20 protein-coding genes, 1 pseudogene and 1 riboswitch are annotated in these 25,574 nt (G+C 73.1%); all 21 genes and pseudogenes read left to right on the forward strand.

The features are described from left to right. Window position 1 precedes the first annotated feature (1 nt). Complete coding sequence (gene carA / locus ACN28C_RS17350) at window positions 2-1,123, forward strand: glutamine-hydrolyzing carbamoyl-phosphate synthase small subunit (protein ID WP_422774466.1); 1,122 nt, start codon at window positions 2-4, stop codon at window positions 1,121-1,123. Further along, complete coding sequence (gene carB / locus ACN28C_RS17355; RefSeq protein ID WP_422774467.1) at window positions 1,123-4,491, forward strand: carbamoyl-phosphate synthase large subunit; 3,369 nt, start codon at window positions 1,123-1,125, stop codon at window positions 4,489-4,491. Before carA ends, carB begins: the two co-directional genes overlap by 1 nt. Before the next feature lie 23 nt (window positions 4,492-4,514). Further along, window positions 4,515-5,555 carry a quinone-dependent dihydroorotate dehydrogenase gene (locus ACN28C_RS17360; RefSeq protein ID WP_422774719.1) on the forward strand — a complete coding sequence of 347 codons (1,041 nt, stop codon included), beginning with the start codon at window positions 4,515-4,517 and terminating at the stop codon, window positions 5,553-5,555. 35 nt (window positions 5,556-5,590) lie between these two features. Then, window positions 5,591-6,865 carry an adenosylmethionine--8-amino-7-oxononanoate transaminase gene (locus ACN28C_RS17365; protein WP_422774720.1) on the forward strand — a complete coding sequence of 425 codons (1,275 nt, stop codon included), beginning with the start codon at window positions 5,591-5,593 and terminating at the stop codon, window positions 6,863-6,865. A gap of 45 nt (window positions 6,866-6,910) precedes the next feature. After that, window positions 6,911-7,753 (forward strand): orotidine-5'-phosphate decarboxylase, encoded by an 843-nt coding sequence (gene pyrF / locus ACN28C_RS17370; protein WP_422774468.1) that lies wholly within the window; start codon window positions 6,911-6,913, stop codon window positions 7,751-7,753. 171 nt (window positions 7,754-7,924) lie between these two features. Further along, a complete protein-coding gene (mihF, locus tag ACN28C_RS17375) occupies window positions 7,925-8,242 on the forward strand; it encodes an integration host factor, actinobacterial type (RefSeq protein WP_101366727.1) in 318 nt (105 codons plus the stop codon). A gap of 26 nt (window positions 8,243-8,268) precedes the next feature. Further along, on the forward strand, window positions 8,269-8,781 hold the full coding sequence (locus ACN28C_RS17380) for a guanylate kinase (protein ID WP_422774469.1): 513 nt from the start codon (window positions 8,269-8,271) through the stop codon (window positions 8,779-8,781). Between the two features lie 132 nt (window positions 8,782-8,913). Beyond that, a complete protein-coding gene (gene rpoZ, locus ACN28C_RS17385) occupies window positions 8,914-9,177 on the forward strand; it encodes a DNA-directed RNA polymerase subunit omega (protein WP_101366725.1) in 264 nt (87 codons plus the stop codon). Window positions 9,178-9,196: 19 nt separating this feature from the next. Then, window positions 9,197-10,402: a bifunctional phosphopantothenoylcysteine decarboxylase/phosphopantothenate--cysteine ligase CoaBC gene (gene coaBC, locus ACN28C_RS17390; RefSeq protein ID WP_422774470.1), complete on the forward strand. Its 1,206-nt coding sequence runs from the start codon at window positions 9,197-9,199 to the stop codon at window positions 10,400-10,402. 88 nt (window positions 10,403-10,490) lie between these two features. Further along, on the forward strand, window positions 10,491-11,684 hold the full coding sequence (metK, locus tag ACN28C_RS17395; RefSeq protein WP_421493856.1) for a methionine adenosyltransferase: 1,194 nt from the start codon (window positions 10,491-10,493) through the stop codon (window positions 11,682-11,684). Window positions 11,685-11,743: 59 nt separating this feature from the next. Then, window positions 11,744-13,675: a primosomal protein N' gene (locus ACN28C_RS17400; RefSeq protein ID WP_422774471.1), complete on the forward strand. Its 1,932-nt coding sequence runs from the start codon at window positions 11,744-11,746 to the stop codon at window positions 13,673-13,675. Between the two features lie 243 nt (window positions 13,676-13,918). Then, window positions 13,919-14,902 (forward strand): AAA family ATPase, encoded by a 984-nt coding sequence (locus ACN28C_RS17405; protein ID WP_422774472.1) that lies wholly within the window; start codon window positions 13,919-13,921, stop codon window positions 14,900-14,902. 145 nt (window positions 14,903-15,047) lie between these two features. Beyond that, entirely contained in the window at window positions 15,048-15,668 is a 621-nt protein-coding gene (gene def, locus ACN28C_RS17410) for a peptide deformylase (protein ID WP_422774473.1), read from the forward strand. Between the two features lie 7 nt (window positions 15,669-15,675). Then, window positions 15,676-16,602, forward strand: coding sequence for a methionyl-tRNA formyltransferase (fmt, locus tag ACN28C_RS17415; RefSeq protein WP_422774474.1), 927 nt, complete (start codon window positions 15,676-15,678; stop codon window positions 16,600-16,602). Then, a complete protein-coding gene (locus ACN28C_RS17420; RefSeq protein WP_422774475.1) occupies window positions 16,599-18,176 on the forward strand; it encodes an RsmB/NOP family class I SAM-dependent RNA methyltransferase in 1,578 nt (525 codons plus the stop codon). Before fmt ends, ACN28C_RS17420 begins: the two co-directional genes overlap by 4 nt. A 111-nt stretch (window positions 18,177-18,287) precedes the next feature. Further along, window positions 18,288-20,423, forward strand: a complete 2,136-nt coding sequence (locus ACN28C_RS17425) for a xanthine dehydrogenase family protein molybdopterin-binding subunit (protein WP_422774476.1) — start codon at window positions 18,288-18,290, stop codon at window positions 20,421-20,423. After that, window positions 20,420-21,100, forward strand: a complete 681-nt coding sequence (rpe, locus tag ACN28C_RS17430; RefSeq protein WP_422774477.1) for a ribulose-phosphate 3-epimerase — start codon at window positions 20,420-20,422, stop codon at window positions 21,098-21,100. Before ACN28C_RS17425 ends, rpe begins: the two co-directional genes overlap by 4 nt. Beyond that, a complete protein-coding gene (locus tag ACN28C_RS17435) occupies window positions 21,097-22,104 on the forward strand; it encodes a GGDEF domain-containing response regulator (protein WP_422774478.1) in 1,008 nt (335 codons plus the stop codon). The genes rpe and ACN28C_RS17435 overlap by 4 nt, the downstream gene beginning before the upstream one ends. Window positions 22,105-22,185: 81 nt before the next feature. After that, a riboswitch (FMN riboswitch) is annotated at window positions 22,186-22,358 on the forward strand. A gap of 161 nt (window positions 22,359-22,519) precedes the next feature. Continuing rightward, on the forward strand, window positions 22,520-23,581 hold the full coding sequence (gene ribD, locus ACN28C_RS17440; RefSeq protein WP_422774479.1) for a bifunctional diaminohydroxyphosphoribosylaminopyrimidine deaminase/5-amino-6-(5-phosphoribosylamino)uracil reductase RibD: 1,062 nt from the start codon (window positions 22,520-22,522) through the stop codon (window positions 23,579-23,581). A gap of 4 nt (window positions 23,582-23,585) precedes the next feature. Then, window positions 23,586-24,296, forward strand: coding sequence for a riboflavin synthase (locus tag ACN28C_RS17445; protein WP_422774480.1), 711 nt, complete (start codon window positions 23,586-23,588; stop codon window positions 24,294-24,296). Continuing rightward, window positions 24,293-25,495, forward strand: a pseudogene (locus ACN28C_RS17450) (bifunctional 3,4-dihydroxy-2-butanone-4-phosphate synthase/GTP cyclohydrolase II); the annotation flags it as partial. The gene ACN28C_RS17445 and the pseudogene ACN28C_RS17450, both read left to right, overlap by 4 nt. Window positions 25,496-25,574 lie beyond the last annotated feature (79 nt).

Genomic DNA, 25,574 nt, shown 5'->3' on the forward strand with positions numbered 1-25,574 from the left:
GGTGGGCAACCGCAGACGACCGGCGATCCTGGTGCTGGAGGACGGCCGGACGTTCCGGGGCGAGGCGTACGGCAGCGTGGGGGAGACCTTCGGCGAGGCTGTCTTCAACACCGGGATGACCGGCTACCAGGAGACACTCACCGACCCGTCGTACCACCGCCAGGTGGTGGTGCAGACCGCGCCGCACATCGGCAACACCGGGGTGAACACCTCCGACGACGAGTCGGGCCGGATCTGGGTCGCCGGCTACGTCGTCCGGGACCCGGCCCGGATCGGGTCGAACTGGCGGGCCACCGGTGGGTTGGAGGACCGGCTCGCCACCGAGGGCGTGGTCGGGATCGCCGGGATCGACACCCGGGCGCTCACCCGGCACCTGCGCGAGCGCGGCGCGATGCGGGTCGGTGTGTCGAGCCTGACCGACGATCCGCAGGAGCTGCTGGCCCGGGTGCGGGAGGCGCCGAGGATGGCGGGGGCCGACCTCTCCGCCGAGGTGACCACCGCACAGCCCTACGTGGTGCGGGCCGAGGGGGAGCACCGGTTCACCGTCGCCGCGCTCGACCTGGGAATCAAGCGGAACGTGCCGCGCCGGCTCGCCGCGCGCGGCGTCACCACGCACGTGCTGCCCGCCTCCTCCACCATCGACGACCTGCTCGCCACCGGTGCCGACGCGGTCTTCTTCTCGCCCGGCCCGGGTGACCCGGCCACCGCCGACCATCCGGCCGGGCTGGCCCGCGAGGTGATGCGCCGGCAGCTCCCGCTCTTCGGGATCTGCTTCGGCAGCCAGATCCTCGGCCGGGCGCTCGGCTTCGGCACCTACAAACTGGGGTACGGCCACCGCGGCATCAACCAGCCGGTGCTGGACCAGGCCACCGGCAAGGTCGAGGTGACCAGCCACAACCACGGCTTCGCCGTGCAGGCGCCGCTCAACCAGGTGATCGACACCGACTTCGGTGGGGTCGAGGTGAGCCACGTCTGCCTGAACGACAACGTGGTCGAGGGGCTGCGGGCAAAGGACGTACCGGCGTTCACCGTGCAGTACCACCCGGAGGCGGCGGCCGGCCCGCACGACGCGGACTACCTCTTCGACCGCTTCGCCGAGTTGATCGAGAAGAAGGGCTCCTGATGCCCAGACGGACAGACCTGAAGCATGTCCTGGTGATCGGCTCGGGGCCGATCGTGATCGGGCAGGCCTGCGAGTTCGACTACTCCGGCACCCAGGCCTGCCGGGTGCTGCGCGCCGAGGGGATGCGGGTCAGCCTGGTCAACTCCAACCCGGCGACCATCATGACCGACCCGGAGTTCGCCGACGCCACCTACGTCGAGCCGATCAACCCGGAGTTCGTCGAGCTGGTCATCGCCAAGGAGCGGCCGGACGCCCTGCTGCCCACCCTCGGCGGCCAGACCGCGCTGAACACCGCCGTGGCGCTGCACGAGTCCGGCGTCCTCACCAAGTACGGCGTCGAGCTGATCGGCGCCGACATCGACGCGATCCGGCGCGGCGAGGACCGGCAGCTCTTCAAGGAGATCGTCGCCAAGGCCGGCGGCGAGACCCCGCGCAGCCGGGTCTGCCACTCCATGGACGAGGTCCGGGCCACCGTCGCCGACCTCGGCCTGCCGGTGGTGATCCGGCCGTCGTTCACGATGGGCGGGCTCGGCTCCGGGATGGCGCACACCGACGAGGACCTGGAGCGGATCGCCGGGGCGGGGCTGGCGGCCAGCCCGGTGCACGAGGTGCTGATCGAGGAGAGCGTGCTCGGCTGGAAGGAGTACGAGCTCGAACTGATGCGGGACAAGCACGACAACGTCGTGGTGGTCTGCTCGATCGAGAACCTCGACCCGATGGGCGTGCACACCGGGGACAGCGTCACCGTCGCACCGGCGATGACCCTGACCGACCGGGAGTACCAGCGGCTCCGCGACCTCGGCATCGCGGTGCTCCGCGAGGTCGGGGTGGACACCGGGGGATGCAACATCCAGTTCGCGGTCAACCCCCGCGACGGCCGACTGGTCGTGATCGAGATGAACCCCCGGGTCTCCCGCTCCTCGGCGCTGGCCTCCAAGGCGACCGGCTTCCCGATCGCCAAGATCGCCGCGAAGCTCGCCATCGGCTACACCCTGGACGAGATCCCCAACGACATCACCCTGAAGACGCCGGCCGCCTTCGAGCCGACCCTCGACTACGTGGTGGTGAAGATCCCCCGGTTCGCCTTCGAGAAGTTCCCGGCCGCCGACAGGGAACTCACCACCACGATGAAGTCGGTCGGCGAGGCGATGAGCCTGGGCCGGAACTTCCCCGAGGCGCTGAACAAGGCGATGCGCTCGATGGAGACGAGGGCGGGCGGCTTCTGGACCGTGCCGGATCCGGAGGGCGCCACGCTGGAGGGCACCCTCGCGGCGCTGCGTACCCCGCACGACGGGCGGCTCTACAGCGTGGAGCGGGCGCTGCGGCTCGGCGCCTCGGTGGCCCAGGTGTCGGAGGCGTCCGGCGGGATCGACCCGTGGTTCCTGGACCAGATCGCCGGGCTGGTCGAGCTGCGCGCCGAGATCACCGCTGCCGCCGTACTCGACGAGGAACTGCTGCGCCGGGCCAAGCGGGCCGGGATCTCCGACCGGCAGCTCGCCGCGCTCCGCCCGGAGCTGGCCGGCGAGGACGGGGTGCGGACGCTGCGGCACCGGCTCGGGGTACGCCCGGTCTACAAGACCGTCGACACCTGCGCCGCCGAGTTCGCCGCCGGTACGCCGTACCACTACAGCAGCTATGACGAGGAGTCCGAGGTGACCGGCTCGGACCGGCCGAAGGTGCTGATCCTCGGCTCCGGACCGAACCGGATCGGCCAGGGCATCGAGTTCGACTACTCCTGCGTGCACGCGGTACAGGCGCTGCGCAGCGCGCCGCTGGGCTCAGCCGCTGCGTCCGGTTCCGGCGCCGAAGGCGCCGGCTACGAGACCGTGATGGTCAACTGCAACCCGGAGACGGTCTCCACCGACTACGACACCGCCGACCGGCTCTACTTCGAGCCGCTGACCTTCGAGGACGTGCTGGAGGCCTGGCACGCCGAGGACAGCTCCGGTAAGGCGGCCGGCGGGCCCGGCGTGGTCGGGGTGATCGTGCAGCTCGGCGGGCAGACCCCACTGGGCCTGGCGCAGCGGCTCAAGGACGCGGGTGTGCCGATCGTCGGCACCAGCCCGGAGTCGATCCACCTGGCCGAGGAGCGGGGCGCCTTCGGCGCGTTGCTGGACTCCGCCGGGCTGCGCTCCCCGGCGCACGGCACCGCCACCTCCTTCGAGGAGGCGCAGGGCATCGCCGCCGAGATCGGCTATCCGGTGCTGGTCCGGCCGTCGTACGTGCTCGGCGGGCGCGGCATGGAGATCGTCTACGACGACGAGACGCTGCGCGGCTACATCGCCCGGGCCACCGACATCTCGCCGGACCATCCGGTGCTGGTGGACCGCTTCCTCGACGACGCTATCGAGATCGACGTGGACGCGCTCTGCGACGCCGACGGCGAGGTCTACGTCGGCGGGGTGATGGAACACATCGAGGAGGCCGGCATCCACTCCGGCGACTCGTCCTGCGCGCTGCCGCCGATCACCCTGGCCAGCTCCCACCTGGAGGCGGTCCGCCGCTACACCGTCGCGATCGCCCGCGGGGTCGGGGTACGCGGCCTGCTCAACGTGCAGTTCGCGCTCAAGGACGACGTCCTCTACGTGCTGGAGGCGAACCCCCGGGCCTCCAGGACGGTGCCGTTCGTCTCCAAGGCGACAGCGGTGCCGCTGGCGAAGGCGGCGGCACGGATCATGCTCGGCGCGACCATCTCCGAGCTGCGTGCCGAGCGGCTGCTCCCGCCGACCGGTGACGGCGCGGCGCTGCCGCCGGACGCCCCGGTCGCGGTGAAGGAGGCGGTGCTGCCGTTCAAGCGGTTCCGCACCCCGGCCGGGATGGGCATCGACTCGCTGCTCGGGCCGGAGATGAAGTCGACCGGCGAGGTGATGGGCATCGACACCGCCTTCGGGCACGCCTTCGCCAAGTCGCAGGCGGCGGCGTACGGCTCGCTGCCGGTCCGGGGCCGGATCTTCGTCTCCGTGGCCAACCGGGACAAGCGCGGCATGATCTTCCCGATCAAGCGCCTCGCCGACCTCGGCTTCGAGATCGTCGCCACCACCGGCACCGGCGAGGTGCTGCGCCGGCACGGCATCTCCTGCGAGCTGATCCGCAAGCACTACGAGGAGGGTGCCGACTCGCCGGACGCGGTGTCGCTGATCGCGGCCGGCGAGGTCGCCCTGGTGATCAACACTCCGCAGGGCTCGGGGGCGAGCGCCCGGTCCGACGGATACGAGATCCGCAGTGCGGCGGTCGGCGCGGACATCCCGTGCATCACCACCGTGCCGGGCGCGGCGGCGGCGGTGATGGGGATCGAGGCACTGATCCGGGGCGACATGGTGGTCCGGCCGTTGCAGGAGCTGCACGCGGCGCTGCGGGCCGGCGAGTGAGCGTGCCGACGGAGACCGTTGAGCTGGATGCCGCAGGCCGGCCGGACGGTGGGCTCTTCGCGCGGATCGTCCGGCCGGCGCTGTTCCGGCTCGGCGGCGGTGACGCCGAGACCGCGCACGAGTGGACGCTGCGCCGGCTCGCCGGGCTCTCCCGCAGCCCGGCCGCGCTGGCCCTGCTGCGCACCCGGTACGCCGTCGCCGCCCCGCGCCGCGTCTTCGGGCTCGACTTCCCCAACCCGGTCGGGCTGGCCGCCGGGATGGACAAGGACGGGGTGGCGTTGCCGGCCTGGCCGGCGCTCGGCTTCGGCTTCGTCGAGGTCGGCACGGTCACCGCGCATCCGCAGCCGGGCAACCCCCGGCCGAGGCTGTTCCGGCTGCCCGGAAGCGCCGCCGTGATCAACCGGATGGGCTTCAACAACTCCGGCGCCGAGGCGCTGGCCCGGCGGTTGGCCGGGTTGCGCCGGCCGCCGGGTGTGCCGCTCGGCATCTCGCTCGGCAAGTCCAAGGTGACCCCGCTGGACGATGCGGTCGCCGACTATCTGGCGTCGTACCGGGCGCTGGCGCCGTACGGCGACTACTTCGCGGTCAACGTCTCCTCGCCGAACACCCCGGGCCTGCGCTCGCTGCAGGACCGGGCGCACCTGGACGGGCTGCTGACCGCCCTGGTGGGGGAGAAGCCGGTCCTGGTCAAGATCGCCCCGGACCTGACCGAGCCGGCCATCGCCGAGCTGCTCCAGGTCTGCCTGGACCGGGGCGCCGCCGGGGTGATCGCCACCAACACCACGCTGGGCCGCGACGGGATCGCCCCGGCCGACCGGCACCGGGCCGGCGAGGCGGGCGGGCTCTCCGGCCGGCCACTGACCGCGCGGGCCCGCGAGGTGGTCGCCTTCGTGCACCGCGAGACCGGTGGCGCGCTGCCGGTGGTCGGGGTGGGCGGCATCCTCGACCCGGCCGACGCCACCGCCCTGCTGGACGCGGGGGCGAGCCTGGTGCAGCTCTACACCGGCTTCGTCTACGGCGGGCCGGGGCTGGTCCGCGCGGTGGCCCGGGCGACCCGGCCGTGACCCTGGGGAGCCGGCCGGTGCTGCCGGGCCGGTCGATGACCCCGGCGGAGGTCGTCGCGGCGGACCGGGCGCACGTCTGGCACCCGTACGCGCCGATGCCGGCCCGTACCGACCCGTACGTGGTGGAGAGCGCCGAGGGGGTGCGGCTGCGCCTGGCCGACGGCCGGGAGCTGGTCGACGGCATGTCGTCCTGGTGGGCGGCGATCCACGGCTACCGGCATCCGGTGCTGGACGCCGCCGTCACCGACCAGCTCGGCCGGATGAGCCACGTGATGTTCGGCGGGCTCACCCACGAGCCCGCCGTCCGGCTGGCCGGCACCCTGGTCGAGATCACCCCGCCCGGCCTGGAACACGTCTTCCTCTGTGACTCCGGCTCGGTCTCGGTCGAGGTGGCGGTGAAGATGGCGCTGCAGTACCAGCGCGGCCGGGGCCGCCCGGAGCGGCACCGGCTGGCGACCTGGCGGGGCGGCTACCACGGCGACACCTTCCATCCGATGAGCGTCTGTGACCCGGTCGGCGGGATGCACTCGCTCTGGACCGGGGTGCTGCCCCGGCAGCTCTTCGCCGGCCCGCCCCCGTCCGGCGTAGCCGCCCCGGTCGACCCCGGGTACGCGACCGCGCTCGCCGACGCGCTGCACCGGCACGCCGGTGAGCTCGCTGCGGTGATCGTCGAGCCGGTGGTGCAGGGCGCCGGCGGGATGCGCTTCCACAACCCGCACTACCTGCGGCTGCTCCGCGAGCTCGCCACCGAACTCGATCTCGTGCTCGTCTTCGACGAGATCGCCACCGGCTTCGGCCGGACCGGCGCGCTCTTCGCGGCGGAGCACGCCGGGGTGACGCCGGACGTGATGTGCCTCGGCAAGGCGCTCACCGGCGGCTACCTGAGCCTGGCCGCCACGATCTGCACCCCGGAGATCGCCGAGGGTATCTCCGCGACCGGCGTGCTGGCGCACGGCCCGACCTTCATGGGGAATCCGGTTTCCTGTGCGGTCGCAAACGCCTCCATCGGGCTGCTGCGGGCCGAAAACTGGGCGGCGGAGGTGGCGAGGATCTCCACGGGGCTCTCGGCCGGCCTGGGGCCGCTGCGGGGCGCGGCCGGGGTGGTCGACGTCCGGGTGCTCGGCGCGATCGGGGTGGTGCAGCTCGACCACGAGGTCGACGTGGCGGCCGCGACCGGGGCCGCCGCCGCGCACGGGGTCTGGCTGCGCCCGTTCCGGGACCTGATCTACACGATGCCGCCGTACGTGACCGGGGATGCTGACGTCGCCCGGATCTGCACGGCGATCGGCGCGGCGGCCCGTGTCGGCTGACGGACCCTCCGGGTGTGCCGGACGGGCGGAGAGGAGAGAGGCGAGATGGAGACCTTCGGCAGTCGACTGCACCGGGCGATGGAGGAGCGGGGACCGCTCTGCGTGGGCATCGATCCGCACCCCGCGCTCCTGGCCCGGTGGGGCCTGCCCGACGACGTCGACGGGCTGGCCCGGTTCTGCCGGACCGTGGTCGAGGCACTCGGCGACCGGGTCGCGGTGGTGAAGCCGCAGTCGGCGTTTTTCGAGCGGTTCGGCGCGCGCGGGGTCGACGTACTTGAGTCAATTATCCGACAGTTGCGGGGCGCGGGCGCGCTCGTTCTGCTTGACGTCAAGCGCGGGGACATCGGCTCGACGGTCGCCGCGTACGCCGACGCGTACCTCGATCCATCCAGCCCGATATATGTCGACGCGATCACCGCGAGTCCCTTCCTGGGGGTCGGCTCGCTCACCCCGATGTTCGACATGGCGCGCAAACACGGCGGCGGCGTCTTCGTGCTGGCGCTCACCTCGAATCCGGAGGGCGCCGGCGTGCAGCGCGCCGTCGGCCCGGACGGGCGCACGGTCGCGCAGACGATCATTGAAGAGATTTCGCAGCTCAACGTGGGTTCCGAGCCGCTCGGCAGCTTCGGGCTGGTGGTCGGCGCCACCGTCGGCGGGACCGGGCACGACCTCTCCGGAGTCGGCGGCCCGCTGCTCGCTCCGGGCCTCGGCACGCAGGGCGGGCGCGCCGAGGGCCTGCGGACGGTCTTCGGCAACGGGCTCGCCAACGTGCTTCCGTCGTACTCCCGGGAGGTGCTCGGCGCGGGCCCGGAACCCGCCGCGCTGCGGGCCGCGGCGGAGCGCGCGCTGGCCGACTGCCGGGCGGCGCTGACCGCTGCCGGGCAGTGATCTCGTGATTACGCTGACATGATCATGGCGCGCCCACGTTGCCGAAACCTCCGTTGGCCGCTAGTTTTCCCCGCGCTGGGAACCACATACCCCTTTGGTTTCCAGGCACACCACGTTTCACAGATGCGACGGCGCGTCCAGCCCGTCGCGATAGGGACCTGAGGAGAACTGGTGCCGCTCCCCCAACTGAGCCCCGAACAGCGCGCAGCCGCGCTGGAGAAGGCCGCGGAGATCCGCAAGGCCCGGGCGAAGCTCAAGGAAGAGCTCAAGCAGGGCAAGACCAACCTCGCCGCCGTCCTCGACCGTGCGGAGTCGGACGACGTCGTCGGCAAGCTGAAGGTGTCGGCCGTACTTCAGGCCATGCCGGGAATCGGCAAGATCCGAGCCACCCAGATCATGGAGAAGCTCAAGATCGCCGACAGCCGTCGCCTCCGTGGCCTCGGCGAGCAGCAGCGGAAGGCACTGCTTGGGGAATTCTCGGCGAACTAGTTCCACTCGCCGTGTAGAAACAAGCAGTGGGTACGCATGACGATGTCCGCCCAGCGGCTCGTCTCACGGTCCTTGCCGGTCCCTCCGGGGCCGGCAAGGACGGCGTGACCCGACTCGTCCGGGACCGTTTTCCGGGTCTGTGGCTTCCGGTCCCGATGACCACCCGCCCCCGCCGCCGCTACGAGGTCGACGGCGTGCACTATCGTTTCGTCGACCGGGGTGAATTCGCCCGGCTGCGCGACTGCGGAGAGTTGCTGGAGTGGTCGGACATTGGCGCCCACCGGTACGGCACACCACGTGAACCGGTGCTGATCCGGCTCTCGGCCGGCCAGCCGGTGCTGCTCCCGATCGACCTGGGCGGTGCCCGCCAGATCCGGGCGGCGATGCCGTCGGCGCAGCTGGTCTACCTCGCCCCGAGCCGGGCGGAGGCCGGCGCCGCCGGTCGGGAATTCGACGCGACGGTCGTGAACGACGTGCTCGGGCGCGCCGCGGACGAACTGGTAAGCTTGCTCGGTTCGTCCTTTCTGACGCCGACCTGATTCGGCGCCGACCCACACCGCCGCAAGCGGCCCGACCCATCCCGCCGCAAGGCGGCCCGACCCACACTGCCGCGCAGCGGCTCCGACCCGACCGCCGCAGGGCGGTCGAGAGAGACACCGAGGTTTGTCCCCGTGGGATCCATCGCCAGTCCCGAAGGCATCACCAACCCGCCCATCGACGAGCTGCTCGAGAAGACCACCTCCAAGTACGCTCTGGTGATTTTCGCCGCCAAGCGTGCCCGCCAGGTGAACGCCTACTACAGCCAGCTCGGCGAGGGCCTGCTGGAGTACGTCGGCCCACTGGTGGAGACCACGCCGCAGGAGAAGCCGCTCTCGATAGCGATGCGGGAGATCAACGCCGGTCTGCTCACCGCCGAGCCGACCGACCAGCCGTAGGGGCCCTCGGGCGTCGCCGATGACCGCGGTCGTACTCGGGGTGGGCGGCGGCATAGCCGCCTACAAGGCGTGCGAGCTGCTCCGGCTCTTCACCGAGTCGGGGCACCGCGTCCGTGTCGTGCCGACCGCCGCCGCGCTGCGCTTCGTCGGTGCGCCGACCTGGGCGGCGCTGAGCGGCCAGCCGGTCGCTGACGAGGTCTGGGCCGACGTGCACGAGGTGCCGCACGTGCGCCTCGGCAAGGGCGCCGACCTGGTGGTCGTCGCTCCGGCAACGGCAGACCTGCTGGGCAGGGCCGCGCACGGGCTCGCCGACGACCTGCTGACCAACACCCTGCTGACCGCCCGCTGTCCGGTGCTGCTCGCCCCGGCGATGCACACCGAGATGTGGGAGCACCCGGCAACTGTGGAAAACGTCGCCACGCTGCGCCGCCGGGGCGTCCTGGTGCTGGAGCCGGCGAGCGGCCGGCTGACCGGCGTCGACACCGGCAAGGGCCGCCTGCCCGACCCGGCCGAGATCTTCGCGGTGGCCCGCCGGGTGCTCGCCCGCGGCGTCGACGAGCCGCGCGATCTCGCCGGTCGCCGGGTGGTGGTCACCGCGGGCGGGACCCGGGAGCCGCTCGATCCGGTGCGTTTCCTCGGCAACCGGTCGTCGGGAAAACAGGGCTACGCCTTCGCCCGCACGGCCCTTGCCCGGGGTGCCCAGGTGACGGTGGTCGCCGCGAACGTGGCACTGCCCGACCCGGCCGGCGCGGATGTGATCCGGGTCTCGACCACCGAGGAGCTGCGGAAGGCCATTCTGGAGGCGGCCGGGACGGCGGACGTGGTGGTGATGGCGGCGGCGCCCGCCGACTTCCGGCCGGCGACGTACGCTCCAGACAAAATCAAGAAGGCGGACCGGGGTGGCACGCTCACCGTCGAGCTGGTGGCCAACCCCGACATCGCGGCCGAGCTGGGCGAGCGGCGGCGGCCGGAGCAGGTGCTCGTCGCCTTCGCCGCCGAGACCAGCGGGGCCGAGGCGAACGCGCGGGCGAAGCTGGTTCGCAAACGTGCCGACCTCATCGTGGTCAACGAGGTGGGCCCCGACAAGGTATTCGGCGCCGACGACAATGCGGCCGTCGTCCTCGGCGCCGACGGTTCGAAGACGACGTTTCCTGAGCAATCCAAGGAAGACCTCGCCGACGGCGTCTGGGATCTGGTAGTAACGCGCTTAACCGGCTCGTCATGACCGGGTCTGACCTACCGGCACGGGTCAGCGACCAGGCGGCGGGAACTACACTGCCGCGCAAACTGAATTCGAGATCCTTAGGAGCACCGTGGTACGTCGCTTGTTCACCTCGGAGTCGGTCACGGAAGGCCACCCGGACAAGATCGCTGACCAGATCAGCGACGGCATCCTCGACGCGCTGCTGGACCAGGATCCGCGTAGCCGGGTCGCGGTCGAAACTCTCATCACGACCGGTCAGGTGCACGTCGCTGGCGAGGTGACCACGAAGGCGTACGCCGACATTCCGGCGATCGTCCGCGAGACGATCCTCGGCATCGGCTACGACTCGTCGAAGAAGGGTTTCGACGGAGCCTCCTGCGGGGTCAGCGTGTCGATCGGTTCCCAGTCGCCGGACATCGCGCAGGGCGTGGACAGCGCCATCGAGTTGCGCGCCGGGGAGTCGGAGAGCGCGCTGGACGCCCAGGGCGCCGGTGACCAGGGAATGATGTTCGGTTTCGCCTGCTCGGAGACGCCCGAGCTGATGCCGTTGCCGATCGCCCTGGCGCACCGGCTCGCCCGCCGGCTCTCGGCCACCCGCAAGGACGGCACGATCCCCTACCTCCGGCCGGACGGCAAGACCCAGGTCACGATCGAATACGACGGGCTGCGTCCCGTCCGGCTCGACACGGTCGTGGTCTCCAGCCAGCACGCCGCCGACATCTCGCTGGAGTCGCTGCTGACCCCGGACATCCGGGAGCACGTCATCGCGCCCGAGCTGGAGGAGCTGGGCCTCGACATCGACGGCTACCGCCTGCTTGTCAACCCGACCGGCCGGTTCGAGATCGGTGGCCCGATGGGCGACGCGGGGCTGACCGGTCGCAAGATCATTGTGGACACCTACGGCGGGTACGCCCGACACGGCGGCGGTGCCTTCTCCGGCAAGGATCCGTCCAAGGTCGACCGCTCGGCGGCGTACGCGACCCGCTGGGTGGCGAAGAACGTGGTCGCCGCGGGGCTGGCCGAGCGCTGCGAGGTCCAGGTGGCGTACGCGATCGGCAAGGCGCACCCGGTGAGCACCTTCATCGAGACGTTCGGCACCGAGAACGTGCCGGTGGACCGGATCGAGCGGGCGGTCACCGAGGTCTTCGACCTCCGCCCGGCGGCGATCATCCGGGACCTGCACCTGCTCCGCCCGATCTACCGGCAGACCGCCGCCTACGGCCACTTCGGGCGCGAGCTGCCCGACCTGACCTGGGAGAGCACCGACCGTGCCGCCGACCTCAAGTCGGCCGCGGGAGCCTGACCACCGGCAAGCGCAGCGACCGGCAGCCCGCCGAAGGGCTGCCGGTCGCTCGCGTCTGCGTGGACGTACCCCTGGCGCACCTGGACCGGCCGTTCGACTATCTGGTTCCGGCCGAGCTGGCCGAGCTGGCCGGAGCGGGCACCCGGGTCCGGGTGCGCTTCGCCGGCCAGCTCGTCGACGGCTGGATCCTGGAACGGGCCGAGCTCTCCGGGCACGACGGCCGGCTCAGCTACCTGGAACGGCTGGTCTCGGCGGAGCCGGTGCTGAGCCCGGAGATCGCCCGGCTGGCCCGGGCGGTGGCCGACCGCTACGCCGGCAACCTCTCCGACGTGCTGCGGCTGGCGGTCCCACCCCGGCACGCCCGGGTGGAACGCGAGACCGGCCCGGCGCCCTCGACGCACCCACCGGCCCCGCCGCCGGAGGAGGGTGCTGGTGCGGCGGCCGGTGCGGGCTGGCCGAGCTATCCGGCCGGGCCGGGTTACCTGCGGGCCCTGGCCGAGGGCCGGGCACCCCGGGCGGTCTGGTCGGCGCTGCCCGGCGAGGACTGGGCGGTTCGGTTCGCGGAGGTGATCGAGGCGACCGTACGCGCCGGCCGGGGCGCGGTGGCGGTGGTCGGCGACGCCCGTGACCTCGACCGCCTGGACGCCGCCCTGACCGGACTGCTCGGCGCCGGGCGGCACGTGGCGCTCTCCGCCGCGCTCGGGCCGGCCCGGCGCTACCGGGCCTTCCTCGCCGCCTCCCGGGGCCGGGTCCCGGTGGTGATCGGCACCCGGGCGGCGATGTTCGCCCCGGTCACCGACCTCGGGCTGGTGGCGATCTGGGACGACGGGGACGACCTGCACGCCGAGCCCCGGGCGCCGTACCCGCACGCCCGGGAGGTGCTGCTCACCCGCGCCCAGCTCGGTGACGCCGCCGTGCTGGTGGGCGGTTACGCCCGCACCGCCGAGTCGCGGCTGCTGGTCGAGACCGGCTGGGCGCGGGAGATCGTGGCGGACCGGTCGACGCTGCGGTCGCGTACCCCGAGGATCACGCCGACCGGCGACGACCCGCAACTGGCCCGGGACCCCGCCGCGGCCTCGGCCCGGCTGCCGAGCCTGGCCTGGGAGGCGGCCCGGGCGGCGCTCCAGGCCGATGCGCCGGTGCTGGTCCAGGTGCCCCGGCGCGGTTACCTGCCGGCGGTGGCCTGCGCGGAGTGCCGGACCCCGGCCCGCTGCCCGCACTGCGCCGGCCCGCTCGCCCTGCGGTCGGCCGGCGCCGCTCCGACCTGCCGGTGGTGTGCCCGGGTCGCCGCCGGTTACGCCTGTCCGGAGTGCGGCGGGCGGCGGTTCCGGGCCGCCGTGGTGGGTGCCCGGCGGACGGCCGAGGAACTCGGTCGGGCGTTTCCCGACGTGCCGGTGCGGACCTCGGGCCGGGAGGAGGTGTTGGCGACCGTCCCCGGCGAGGCGGGCCTGGTGATCGCGACCCCCGGTGCGGAGCCGGTCGCGGAGGGCGGCTACGGCGCCGTGCTGCTGCTCGACTCCTGGGCGTTGCTGACCCGGGCCGACCTGCGGGCCGGTGAGGAGGCGCTGCGCCGCTGGCTGGCGGCGGCGGCGCTGGCCCGCCCCGGTGCCGTCGGTGGCCGGGTGGTGGTGGTCGCCGACGGGGCACTGGCCCCGGTGCAGGCGCTGCTGCGCTGGGATCCGGGCTGGTTCGCCGACCGCGAGCTGGCCGAGCGGCGGGAGCTGGGATTTCCACCGGCGGCCCGGATGGCCAGCCTGACCGGGATGGCGGCGGCGGTGGCGGACCTGGTCGAGGCGGCCCGGTTGCCGCCCGCCGCCGAGCTGCTCGGCCCGGTGCCGGCCCCGGAGGGGCAGGAACGGATGCTGGTCCGGGTGCCCCGCTCCCAGGCGGCGGCGCTGGCGGCGGCCCTGCACGAGGCGGCGGCGGTGCGGACCGCCCGCAAGGCCGGCCCGCCGGTACGGATCCAGGTCGACCCGCACGACATCTTCTGAGCGGCGGTGTCCCTGATTCTGACCGGATGCTGACCGAGAACCCGCCACGGAGGGTTGTTTCGGCCACGGTCACGGCCGGGTACCCAGCATGGTGGACGGACCGGGAGTCCGACCGGTGGGCCAGGTTTCGGGTGATACCATCGCCGCTCATGCTCCAGTGAAAGGCGTGACGGAGAGTGACCGCGCCGGTTCGGCGTACATACTATTGATCTTGAATAGCCTGGGATCAGGGGTGGGTAGGCCGTGACCGGTCATCAGTCGATCGTCCTGAACGGGGATCTTGGCAGCGGCAAGAGCACCGTCTCCATCGAGCTGGCCAAACGGCTCGGCCTGCGCCGGGTCAGCGTGGGTGACCTCTACCGGGAGATGGCCCAGCGGCGGAAGATGACCGCACTCCAGCTCAACCTGCACGCCGAGCTGGACCAGGCGGTGGACGGCTACGTCGACCAGCTCCAGCAGGACATCGCGGCCTCGGGCGAGCAGTTGATCGTCGACAGCAGGCTCGCCTGGCACTTCTTCAAGGACGCCCTGAAAATCCACATGATCACCGAGCCGACCGAGGCGGCGCGCCGGGTGCTCGCCCGCCCCTCCGGGCCGGCCGAGAGCTACACCTCGATCGAGGAGGCGCGGGCCAAGCTCCACGAGCGCAGCGAGAGCGAGCGGGGCCGCTTCCTCGTCCGGTACGGCGTCGACAAGGCGAAACTGCGCAACTACGACCTGATCTGCGACAGCACCAGGGCGTCGGCGGACGAGGTGGTGCAGCACATCATCGCCGCCTACGAGGGCTCCTTCGGCCAGCAGATCCTGCGCGACTCACCGCCGTTGCTGCTGCTCGACCCCTCCCGGATCTATCCGACCCAGGAGATCCAGGGGCTGCGCGGCCTCTGGGAGTCGGACTACGTGGCACAGATCGGGCAGGCCGGCGAGGAGGCGCTGGAGCCGCTGCGGATCGGCTACACCGGCGAGAAGTTCTTCGTGGTCGACGGCCACCGGCGACTCAGCGCCGCGCTGCGCAACGGCTTCGCGGTGGTGCCGGGACAGCTCGTGGCCGAGTGCGACGAGCCGGTGGTCGGCGGGCTGAGCGCCGTCGACTACTTCCGGGCCGAGGTCGGGGTCAGTGTGATCTACGACTGGGACGCCGCGCACGGCACCCAGCTTCCGCTCCCCGACCACGTCCTGGAGCGCACCGACGCCGTCCTCGCCGGTGAGCCCGGCAACCAGAGCTGACCGGGGCAGATCTCCGCAGCTTCCGCCGGCGGCTGCCACCTGTCCGGTCACCGGCCGGGGCGTGCCGGCGTACCGGTCGTTCCTCCGGTGCGCCCGTAGACTGGGCGGGGCACCACCGATCCCAGCCACGAAGGAGTCCTCCCGCGTGACCGTCCAGCCCATCCGTCTCTTCGGGGACCCGGTGCTGCGCACCCCGGCCGAACCGGTCGTCGACTTCGACGCCGAGCTGCGCAAGCTGGTCGCCGACCTGACCGACACGATGCGCGAGCAGAACGGTGCCGGCCTCGCCGCGCCGCAGCTCGGCGTGGGCCTGCGGGTGTTCGCCTTCGACGTCGACGACGTGCTCGGGCACCTGATCAACCCGGTGCTGGACTTTCCCGACGAGGAGGAGCAGGACGGCCCGGAGGGCTGCCTCTCCATCCCGGGGCTCTACTTCGACACCAAGCGCCGGCTCAACGTCGTGGCCAAGGGCTTCAACGAGTACGGCGACCCGGTGCAGATCGTCGGCACCGGGCTGATGGCCCGGTGTGTGCAGCACGAGACCGACCACCTCGACGGGGTGCTCTTCCTCGACCGGCTCGACGCCGAGGGGCGCAAGGAGGCGATGAAGGCGATCCGGCAGGCCGACTGGTACGACCGGGACGCCCCGCCGGTGGTCAAGGTCAGCCCGCACGACACCCCGGCCAACCGCCGCCAGGGCCGCACCGCCAGGCGGGGTCTCGGCGACCCGGAGCGCTCGGCGAGCCCGTTCGGTCTGGGCCGGTGACGCGGACGTGCGCCTGATCTTCGCCGGTACGCCGGCCGTCGCCCTGCCCGCCCTGGACGCCATCGACGCCTCCGGGCACGAGCTGATCGCCGTGGTGACCCGGCCCGACGCCCCCGCCGGCCGAGGCCGAGGGCTGGCTCGGTCACCGGTCGGCGCCTGGGCCGACGAGCGGGGCGTCGAGGTGCTGACCCCGGCCCGCCCCCGGGAGCCGGAGTTCCTCGACCGGCTCCGCCGGCTCGCCCCGGACTGCGTGCCGGTGGTCGCGTACGGCGCACTGGTGCCGCCGGAGGCGCTGGAGATCCCCGCGCACGGCTGGGTCAACCTGCACTTCTCGCTGCTGCCCGCCTGGCGCGGCGCCGCGCCCGTGCAGCACGCCGTGCTGCACGGCGATCAGGTCACCGGCGCCAGCGTCTTCCAGCTGGAGGCCGGGCTGGACACCGGACCGGTCTTCGGCACCGTGACCGAGGAGATCGGGCCCACCGACACCTCCGGCGACCTGCTGGAGCGGCTGGCCGCCAGCGGGTCCGGGCTGCTGGTCGCCGTCCTCGACGCGATCGGTCAGGGCACCGCGCGGGCGGTGCCGCAACCGGTCGACGGGGTGTCGCTGGCGCCGAAGCTGACCGTGCCGGACGGTGAGGTCCGCTGGTCGGAGCCGTCGTTCGCCGTGGACCGGCGGATTCGCGCCGCCACCCCGGCGCCCGGTGCCTGGACCATGTTCCGGGGCGACCGGGTCAAGCTCGGCCCGGTGCGGCCGGTCGGCAACGGGCCGGAGCTCAAGCCCGGCGAGCTGCTGGTCGAGCGAGGCCGGGTGCTGGTCGGCACCGCCACCACACCGGTGGAGCTGGGCGAGGTTCGCGCGGCCGGCAAGCGGGCCATGGCGGCGCCGGACTGGGCCCGGGGCGCTCGGGTCGCCGGTGGGGAGCACGTCGGGTGAGCGAGCGTATCGACCGCATCGGCGGCACCGGGCATGCCGGCGCCGCGCAGGGCCGCGACGACCGTCCACGGACGGGTGACGACCGCCCACGCACGGGCGCCGGGCGGCGCGACGACCGCGACCGCGCGCGTGGCGGCACCGACCGGCGCCGCGACGACCGCGACCGGGGACGGGGCCAGCCGGACCGGGACGGGCGGTCGCCGCGCACCGGCCGGCCGGCGGTGGACCTGCCCCGGCAGGTGGCGTACGAGGCGATCGAGGCGGTGCACCGGGACGACGCGTACGCGAACCTGGTCCTCCCCGCCATGCTGCGCGACCGGCGGCTGCACGGCCGGGACGCCGCCTTCGCCACCGAACTGACCTACGGCACGCTGCGGCTCAGGGGCACCCTGGACGCGATCCTCACCGCCGCGGCCGGCCGGGACGTCGCCCGGATCGACCCGCAGCCCCGGGACGCGCTGCGGCTCGGCGCCTACCAGCTTCTCCACACCCGCGTCCCGGCGCACGCCGCCGTCTCGTCAACCGTCGACCTGGTGCGCTCGGTCGCCCCGGGCGCGGCCGGCTTCGCCAACGCGGTACTGCGGGAGGTCGCCGGCAAGGACGCCGACACCTGGCTGGCCGAGCTGGCCCCGCCGGCCGAGAGCGACCCGGTCGGGCACCTGGCGCTGCGCTACGCCCATCCGCAGTGGATCGTCCGCTCGTTCTCCGAGGCGCTCGGCAGCGACGTCGGCGAGACCACCCGGCTGCTGATCGAGGACAACCAGCGCCCGCCGGTGCACCTCTGCGCCCGCCCCGGTCGGGTGGACGCGGTCGCGCTCGCCGACGAGGTGGGTGGCGCACCGGGTGCCTTCTCGCCGTACGCCGTCTACCTGCCCGGCGGTGCCCCGGGCGAGCTGTCCGCCGTCGCCGACGGCCGGGCGCACGTCCAGGACGAGGGCTCCCAGCTGGTGGCCGCCGCGCTCGCCGCCGCCGAGCTGGACGGCACCGACGAGCGCTGGCTCGACCTCTGCGCCGGGCCGGGCGGCAAGGCGGGCCTGCTCGGCGCGCTGGCCGCGCAGCGGGGTGCCCGGCTGACCGCGGTCGAGGTGGCCGAGCACCGGGCCCGGCTGGTCTCCCAGGCGGTGCGCGGGCTGCCGGTGACCGTGCTGACCACCGACGGGCGCGCCGTCGGGCGGGACGGCGACCTGCCGGAGCAGGGTTTCGACCGGGTACTCGTCGATGCGCCCTGCACCGGCCTCGGCTCGTTGCGGCGGCGCCCCGAGTCGCGCTGGCGCCGCCAGCCCGCCGACCTGCCGGCGCTGACCCGGTTGCAGCGGGAGCTGCTCGGCGCCGCGCTCCGGGCGGTCCGCCCGGGCGGGGTGGTGGGATACGTGACCTGTTCGCCGCACGTGGTGGAGACGCACGTCTCGGTCACCGAAGGGGCCCGGCGCTCCGGGGTGCCGGTCGACTTCGTCGACGCCCGACCGCTGCTGCCGGCCGGCATGCCCGGCCTCGGTGACGGCCCGACCGTGCAGCTCTGGCCGCACCGGCACGGCACGGACGCGATGTTCCTGGCCATGCTCCGCCGGGGCTGACCGGGCCGGCGCCCGAGGCCGAGCCACCGCTCGGCGGCCGAAGCCACCCGCACCCGAGCGAATTCGGCGGAATCCGGCCGGCGGGGCGGTTCGCATCCCTACATTGCTGGTGTGGACGGGATAACCCTGCCGGGCCGGGCCATCGGCACCCCACTGGACCGGTTCGACGGGCCGGCGAAGGTCACCGGCACCGCCCGGTACGCCTACGAGCACCCCGTCGACCGGCCGGTCTATCTCCATCCGGTGCAGGCCACCGTCGCCGTCGGGCGGATCGTCGCGGTGCACACCGAGGCCGCGCTGGCCGATCCTGGCGTCCTGACCGTCCTGACGCACGAGAACGCGCACCGGGTCGCCTCGCTCGACGATCCGGAGGTGGCGGTCCTGCAGACGCCGGAGGTGCCGTACCGGGGGCGGATCGTCGGCGGCGTCGTGGCGGAGAGTTCCGAGGTGGCGCGCCGGGCGGCCGGCCTGGTCCGGCTCGACTACCAGGCGGAGCCGCACGACGTGCTGCTGCGGGTCGACCACCCGGACCGGTACGCCCCGGAGGTCATGAACGGCGGCTTCGCCACCGACAGCATCCACGGCGACGCCGAGGCGGCACTTGCCGGCGCGGCGGTGCGCCACGACGCCACGTACACGACCCCGTGGCAGCAGCACGCCCAGATCGAGCCGCACGCCACGATCGCGATCTGGGTCGACGACCGGCTCATCCTGCACGTCGCCACCCAGGGGGTGCACCGGTTGCGGGAGTCGCTGGCCACGCTCTTCGGGCTCGAACCGGAGCGGATCCGGATCAGCTCGCCGTTCGTCGGCGGCGCGTTCGGCGGCAAGCTGCACACCCATCCGGACGTCGTACTCGCGGTGCTGGCCGCGTTCGCCGTGCCCGGCCGGCCGGTGAAGCTCGCGCTCACCCGGCAGCAGATGTTCGCCGAGGTCGGCTACCGCACCCCGACGATCCAGCGGGTCAGGCTCGGTGCCGGGCCGGACGGCCGGCTGGTCGCGGTCAGCCACGAGACCGTGCAGCAGACGGCCCGGATCAAGGAGTTCGCCGAGCAGAGCGTCACACCGACCCGGGTGATGTACGCGGCGCCGGACCGCAGCACCACGCACCGGGTGGTCCCGCTCGACGTGCCGGTGCCGACGATCATGCGCGCCCCCGGCAAGACCCCCGGGATGTACGCGCTGGAGTCGGCGATGGACGAGATGGCGATCGCCTGCGGGCAGGATCCGGTCGAGTTCCGGATCGCCAACGAGCCGCCGGTCGATCCCGAACTGGACCGGCCGTTCTCCAGCCGCAACCTGGTGGCCTGCCTGCGCGACGGCGCCCGCCGCTTCGGCTGGGCCGGGCGGGACCCGACGCCCGGGGTACGCCGGGCGGCGGGCGGTTGGCTGGTCGGCACCGGGGTCGCCTCGTCGATGTACCCGGTCTACCGGATGCCCGGTTCGACGGCGACGATCCGGTTGGAGCCGGACGGCCGGTACACGGTCTCGATCGGTGCCGCCGACCTCGGCACCGGTACCTGGACGACCCTGGCACAGATCGCGGCCGACGCGCTGGCCGCGCCGGTCGAGCGGATCGACCTGCGGATCGGCGACACGGATCTGCCGCCGGCGATCGCGGCCGGCGGCTCGTCCGGGATGACCTCGTGGGGCAGCGCGGTGGTCGAGGCGGCCCGGCGGCTGCGGGCCCGGGTGGCCGCCGAACACGTCGGCGCGGTACCCCCGCAGGGCATCGAGGCGAGTGCCGAGATGCCGGACAATCCCGAGCTGGAGCGCCTCTCGATGTACGCCTTCGGCGCCCAGTTCGCCGAGGTCCGGGTGCACGAGGCGACCGGGGAGGTCCGGGTGCCCCGGCTGGTCGGCGTCTTCGCCGCCGGGCGGATCATCAACCCGAAAACGGGTCGGTCCCAACTGCTCGGCGGGATGAGCATGGGGATCTCGATGGCGCTGCACGAGCGGTGCGTGCTCGATCCCCGCTTCGGGCACGTGGTCAACCACGATCTCGCCGAGTACCACATCGCCACCAACGCCGACATCGGCTGCGTCGAGGTGCACACGCTGCACGAGGAGGATCCGCACGTCAACCCGATGGGTTCCAAGGGCCTCGGTGAGCTGGGCATCGTCGGCACCGCCGCGGCGATCGCCAACGCCGTCCACCACGCCACCGGGGTACGCGTCCGGGACCTGCCGATCACCCCGGACCGGTTCTTCGAGACAGTGCCGGGCGTTCGTACACTGGCGCGGTGACCGTACCAGCGCCGATCGTCGCGCCCAGCATCCTCGCCGCCGACTTCGCCCGGCTCGCCGACGAGGTCGCGGCGGTGGAGTCCGCGGCGGACTGGCTGCACGTGGACGTGATGGACAACCACTTCGTGCCCAACCTGACCATCGGGCTGCCTGTGGTGCAGAGCCTGCTGGCGGCGACCTCGCTGCCGTTCGACGTACACCTGATGATCTCCGATCCGCGGCGCTGGGCGCCGAGCTACGCCGACGCGGGCGCCTACAACGTGACCTTCCACGTCGAGGCCTGCGACAACCCGGTCTCGCTGGCCAAGGACCTCCGCTCGGCCGGGGCGAAGGCGGGCCTGGCGATCGACCGGGACACCCCGATCGAACCGTACCTTGACCTCTTGCCCAGCTTCGATACATTGCTGATCATGACTATCAAGGCGGGCTTCGGGGGGCAGCGGTTCATCCCCGAGATGCTCGACAAGGTCCGCACCGCCCGCCGGCACGCCTCCGCCGGCCATCTCGAACTGCGGATCGAGGTCGACGGGGGGATCGCGGCCGACACCATCGAGCAGGCGGCGGCGGCCGGCGCCGACGCGTTCGTCGCCGGTACCGCCGTCTACGGCGCGGCGGACCCGGCCGCGGCGGTGACCCGGCTGCGGCGGCTCGCCGAGCGCGCCCTGCCGGGGGCATGAGCGTCGACGGGGTCGCCGAGGAGCGGCCCGACCTGATCCTGGTGGTCGACGACGACGAGGACATCGTCCGGTTCGTCTCGTTCAACCTGCGGCTGCACGGCTTCGACGTGGCGCAGGCCAGCGACGGCCAGGAGGCGCTGGAGGTGATCGAGCAGCGCCGCCCCGACCTGGTCGTGGTCGACCTGCGGATGCCCCGGATCGACGGGCTGGAGCTGACCCGCCGGCTGCGGGCCAACCCGATGACCTCGGCACTGCCGGTGATCATGCTCACCGCCAAGGGACTCACCGTGGACAAGGTGCACGGCCTCACCGCCGGCGCCGACGACTATCTGGTCAAGCCCTTCGACAACGCCGAGCTGATCGCCCGGATCAGCTCCACGCTGCGCCGCAACAAGGAGTTCCGCGAGGTCTCCCCGCTGACCGGGCTGCCCGGCAACACCCGGGTCCGCCGCGAGATCGGCGACCGGGTCCGCAGCGGCGTCGACTACGCGGTCGGCTACATCGACATCGACCGGTTCAAGAGCGTCAACGACCGGTACGGCTTCGTCCGGGGCGACGAGTTCATCAGCGCCCTCGCCCGCAGCCTGCACCGGGCGGTGGTCTCGGTCGGGCTGCCCCCGGCCTTCCTCGGGCACATCGGCGGCGACGACTTCGTGATCGTCTGCGCCCCCGAGCAGGTCCGGCCGCTCACCGAACGGGCCGTGATCGACTTCGAGAAGACCGCCGACGAGCTCTACGACCCGGAGGACGCCAAGCGCGGCTACGTCGAGCTGAAGGACCGGCGCGGCAACATCCAGCGCGCCCACCTGGTCACCCTCTCGATCGGGGTCTCGCTCTCGGTGCCGGAGCGGCGCTTCACCGACCCCCTCGAGGTGATCGCGGCCGCCTCCGAGATGAAGACGGTGGCGAAGAGCCAACCCGGGTCGTACGTGGCGATGGACCGGCGGCGTACCCCCGGGGTGCCGGCGGCGGAGGCGGGGGAGCGGCGGCGCGGGGCGAAGTGACCGCCGTCACGTCGATGTGAGGTCGGTCGCCTCGCGGGCCCATACGGCCCGGTTCCGTGCAAGACTCGACCGGTACCCACCACGCGCTGGCGGGACTCGGTGTAATTCCGAACCGGCGGTGATCCGGGCCCAGGCCCGGTAAGCCCGCGACCCGGTCGGCCTCGGCCGCCCGGTGGACCTGGTGAGAATCCGGGGCCGACGGTTGGGGGCGGGCAGTTTCCGCGCCCAGACAGTCCGGATGGGAGACAGCGCGCGGGACGGACGGGTCCACCGGACGGCGTGCGCCGCACCGGGGGTCCCTTCGGGGTCTCGGCTATGCCGTTCCCCACGCTCCGCCGCCCGCCCGGTCACCGACCGGTGACGCCTCCCACACCCGCCCGCGCGCCACGACGACGGGCGAGGGGAAGGGAACGGCATGGGGGGCGTCTCCGCCGACGAGGCGATGCGCCGCGCTATCGCTCTGGCCGCTCGCGGCCTCGGCACGACCAGCCCCAACCCGCTGGTCGGCTGCGTCCTGCTCGACCCGTACGGCGACGTCGTCGGCGAGGGTTTCCACGCGTACGCTGGCGGGCCGCACGCCGAGATCGTCGCGCTGGCCCAGGCCGGCGAGCGGGCCCGGGGCGGCACCGCCGTGGTCACCCTGGAGCCCTGCGACCACACCGGGCGTACCGGGCCGTGTAGCGGGGCGCTGATCTCGGCCGGGGTCCGCCGGGTGGTGGTGGCGGTGGCCGACCCGAACCCGGTCGCCGCCGGCGGGATCGAGCGGCTGCGCGCGGCCGGCGTCGAGGTCGAGGTCGGGATCCGGGCGGCCGAGGCGGAGGCCGGCAACCTGGCCTGGCTGACCGCGGTACGCCGGGGCCGGCCCTACCTGACCTGGAAGTACGCCGCCACCCTGGACGGCCGGATCGCGGCGGCCGACGGCACCAGCATGTGGATCACCTCCGAGGCGGCCCGGATCGACGTGCACGCGTTGCGCGGCACCGTCGACGCGGTGATCGCCGGGGTCGGCACCGTCCTCGCCGACGATCCGAGACTCACCGTGCGGAACCTGCGCGACGGCACCCTGGCCATCCGGCAGCCGCTGCGGGTCGTGGTGGACAGCGCCGGCCGTACCCCGCTGGACGCCCGGGTCCGGGACGGCGCCGCGCCCACCTGGGTGGCGACCGTCAAGGAGGTCGGCGCCGGCCCGGAGGGCCGGGTCGAGCTGGCCGAGCTGCTCGCCGAGCTCTACCGGCGCGGGGTCCGGGCGGCGCTGCTGGAGGGCGGCCCCACCCTGGCCGGCGCCTTCCTCTCCGCCGGCCTGGTCGACAGGGTGGTCGGCTACCTGGCGCCGAAACTGCTCGGCGCCGGCCCGGCGGCGCTGGCCGACGCCGGCCCGCGCACCATCTCCGAGGTCATCGACCTGGAGTTCACCGACATCACACCGGTCGGACCCGACCTGCGGGTCACCGCGTATCCCCGGAAGACGGAGGGCTGAAGCAGTGTTCACCGGAATCGTGGAGGAGTTGGGCGAGCTGGTCCGGCGGGACGACACCGGCGGTGACTCCGCCCTGGTCGCGGTCTGCGGTCCGGTCGTCACCGCGGACGCCCGACACGGCGACTCGATCTCCGTCAACGGGGTCTGCCTGACCGTGGTGGCGATCGACGGTGACACGTTCACCGCCGACGTGATGGGCGAGACCTTCCGGCGTACGGCGCTGGGGGCGCTGCGTCCGGGGGACCCGGTCAACCTGGAGCGGGCCGCCACGCTGGGCAGCCGGCTCGGCGGGCACCTGGTGCAGGGGCACGTCGACGGGGTGGCCGAGATCGTCGCCCGGGAGCCGGCCGAGCAGTGGGAGACGGTCACCTTCGGGCTTCCCGCCGACCTCGCCCGCTATGTCGTGGAGAAGGGTTCGATCACCGTCGACGGAGTGTCGCTGACCGTCGCCGCGCTGACCCCGCAGACGTTCTCGGTCGGGCTGATCCCGACCACGCTGGCCGCGACCACGCTCGGCCGCAAGAGCGTCGGGGACCCGGTCAACCTCGAGGTTGACGTCCTCGCCAAGTACGTCGAACGACTGCTGACCACCGGCGGGCGACTGCCGGTGGACGGACTGGAGGCCGTGGAAGTGAGCGAGCGTAGCGAGCGAATCAGCCAGTTCAGCGCCAGCGTGCCTCATGGCGGCACGGAGCGAAGTGGAGTGCCGGCATGAGTACCGAATTCGGCACCATCGAGCAGGCGCTGGCCGACATCGCCGCCGGCCGTCCGGTGGTGGTGGTCGACGACGAGGACCGGGAGAACGAGGGCGACCTGATCTTCGCCGCCGAGCGGGCCACCCCGGAACTGGTCGCGTTCATGGTCCGGCACACCTCGGGTTACATCTGCGTGCCGCTGACCGAGCAGGAGTGCGACCGGCTCGAACTGCCGCCGATGTACCACACCAACCAGGACAGGCGCGGCACCGCGTACACGGTGACGGTGGACGCCCGGGAGGGGGTCAGCACCGGCATCTCCGCCGCCGACCGGGCACACACCATCCGGCTGCTCGCCGACCGGGGCACCGACGCCACCGATCTGAGCCGGCCGGGGCACGTCGTGCCGCTGCGCGCCAGGGCCGGCGGGGTGCTGCGCCGCCCCGGGCACACCGAGGCGGCCGTGGACCTGGCCCGGCTCGCCGGGCTCCGGCCGGCCGGGGTGCTCTGCGAGCTGGTCAACGACGACGGCAGCATGATGCGCCTGCCCGACCTGGTCACGTTCTCCGCCGAGCACGGCATCACGCTGATCACCATCGCCGACCTGATCGCCTACCGGCGGCGTACCGATCGGCAGGTCGAGCAGGTCGCCGAAGCCCGGCTGCCGTTGCCGTACGGGCCGTTCCGGGCCCTCGGCTACCGGGTGCACCACGACGGTGCCGAGCACATCGCCCTGGTCTACGGCGATCTCGGCGACGGGCAGGACGTGCTGGTACGGGTGCACTCCGAGTGCCTGACCGGGGATGTCTTCGGCTCGCTGCGCTGCGACTGCGGCCCGCAGCTCGACGCCGCCCTGGCACGGGTCGCCGCCGAGGGGCGCGGAGTGGTCCTCTACATGCGCGGCCACGAGGGGCGCGGCATCGGGCTGCTGCACAAGCTCCAGGCGTACCAGTTGCAGGATCACGGCCGGGACACCGTGGACGCGAACCTGGAGCTCGGCCTGCCCGCCGATGCCCGGGACTACGGCACCGGCGCGCAGATCCTCTACGACCTCGGGGTGCGCTCGATGCGGCTGCTGACCAACAACCCCGCCAAGCGGGCCGGGCTGGAGGGCTACGGTCTCACCGTGGTCGGCCGGGAGTCGATGCCGGTCCGCCCGACGCCGGAGAACGTCCGTTACCTGCGGACCAAGCGGGACCGGATGGGACACCTGCTGGACGAGCTGGAGACCCCGGCCGACGCCGGGGAGCTGTCGGAGCTCGCGGAGCTGTCGGAGCTACCGAAGACGGCCGAGCTCG

It is taken from the genome of Plantactinospora sp. WMMC1484, assembly GCF_049315195.1.
GTDB lineage: Bacteria > Actinomycetota > Actinomycetes > Mycobacteriales > Micromonosporaceae > Plantactinospora.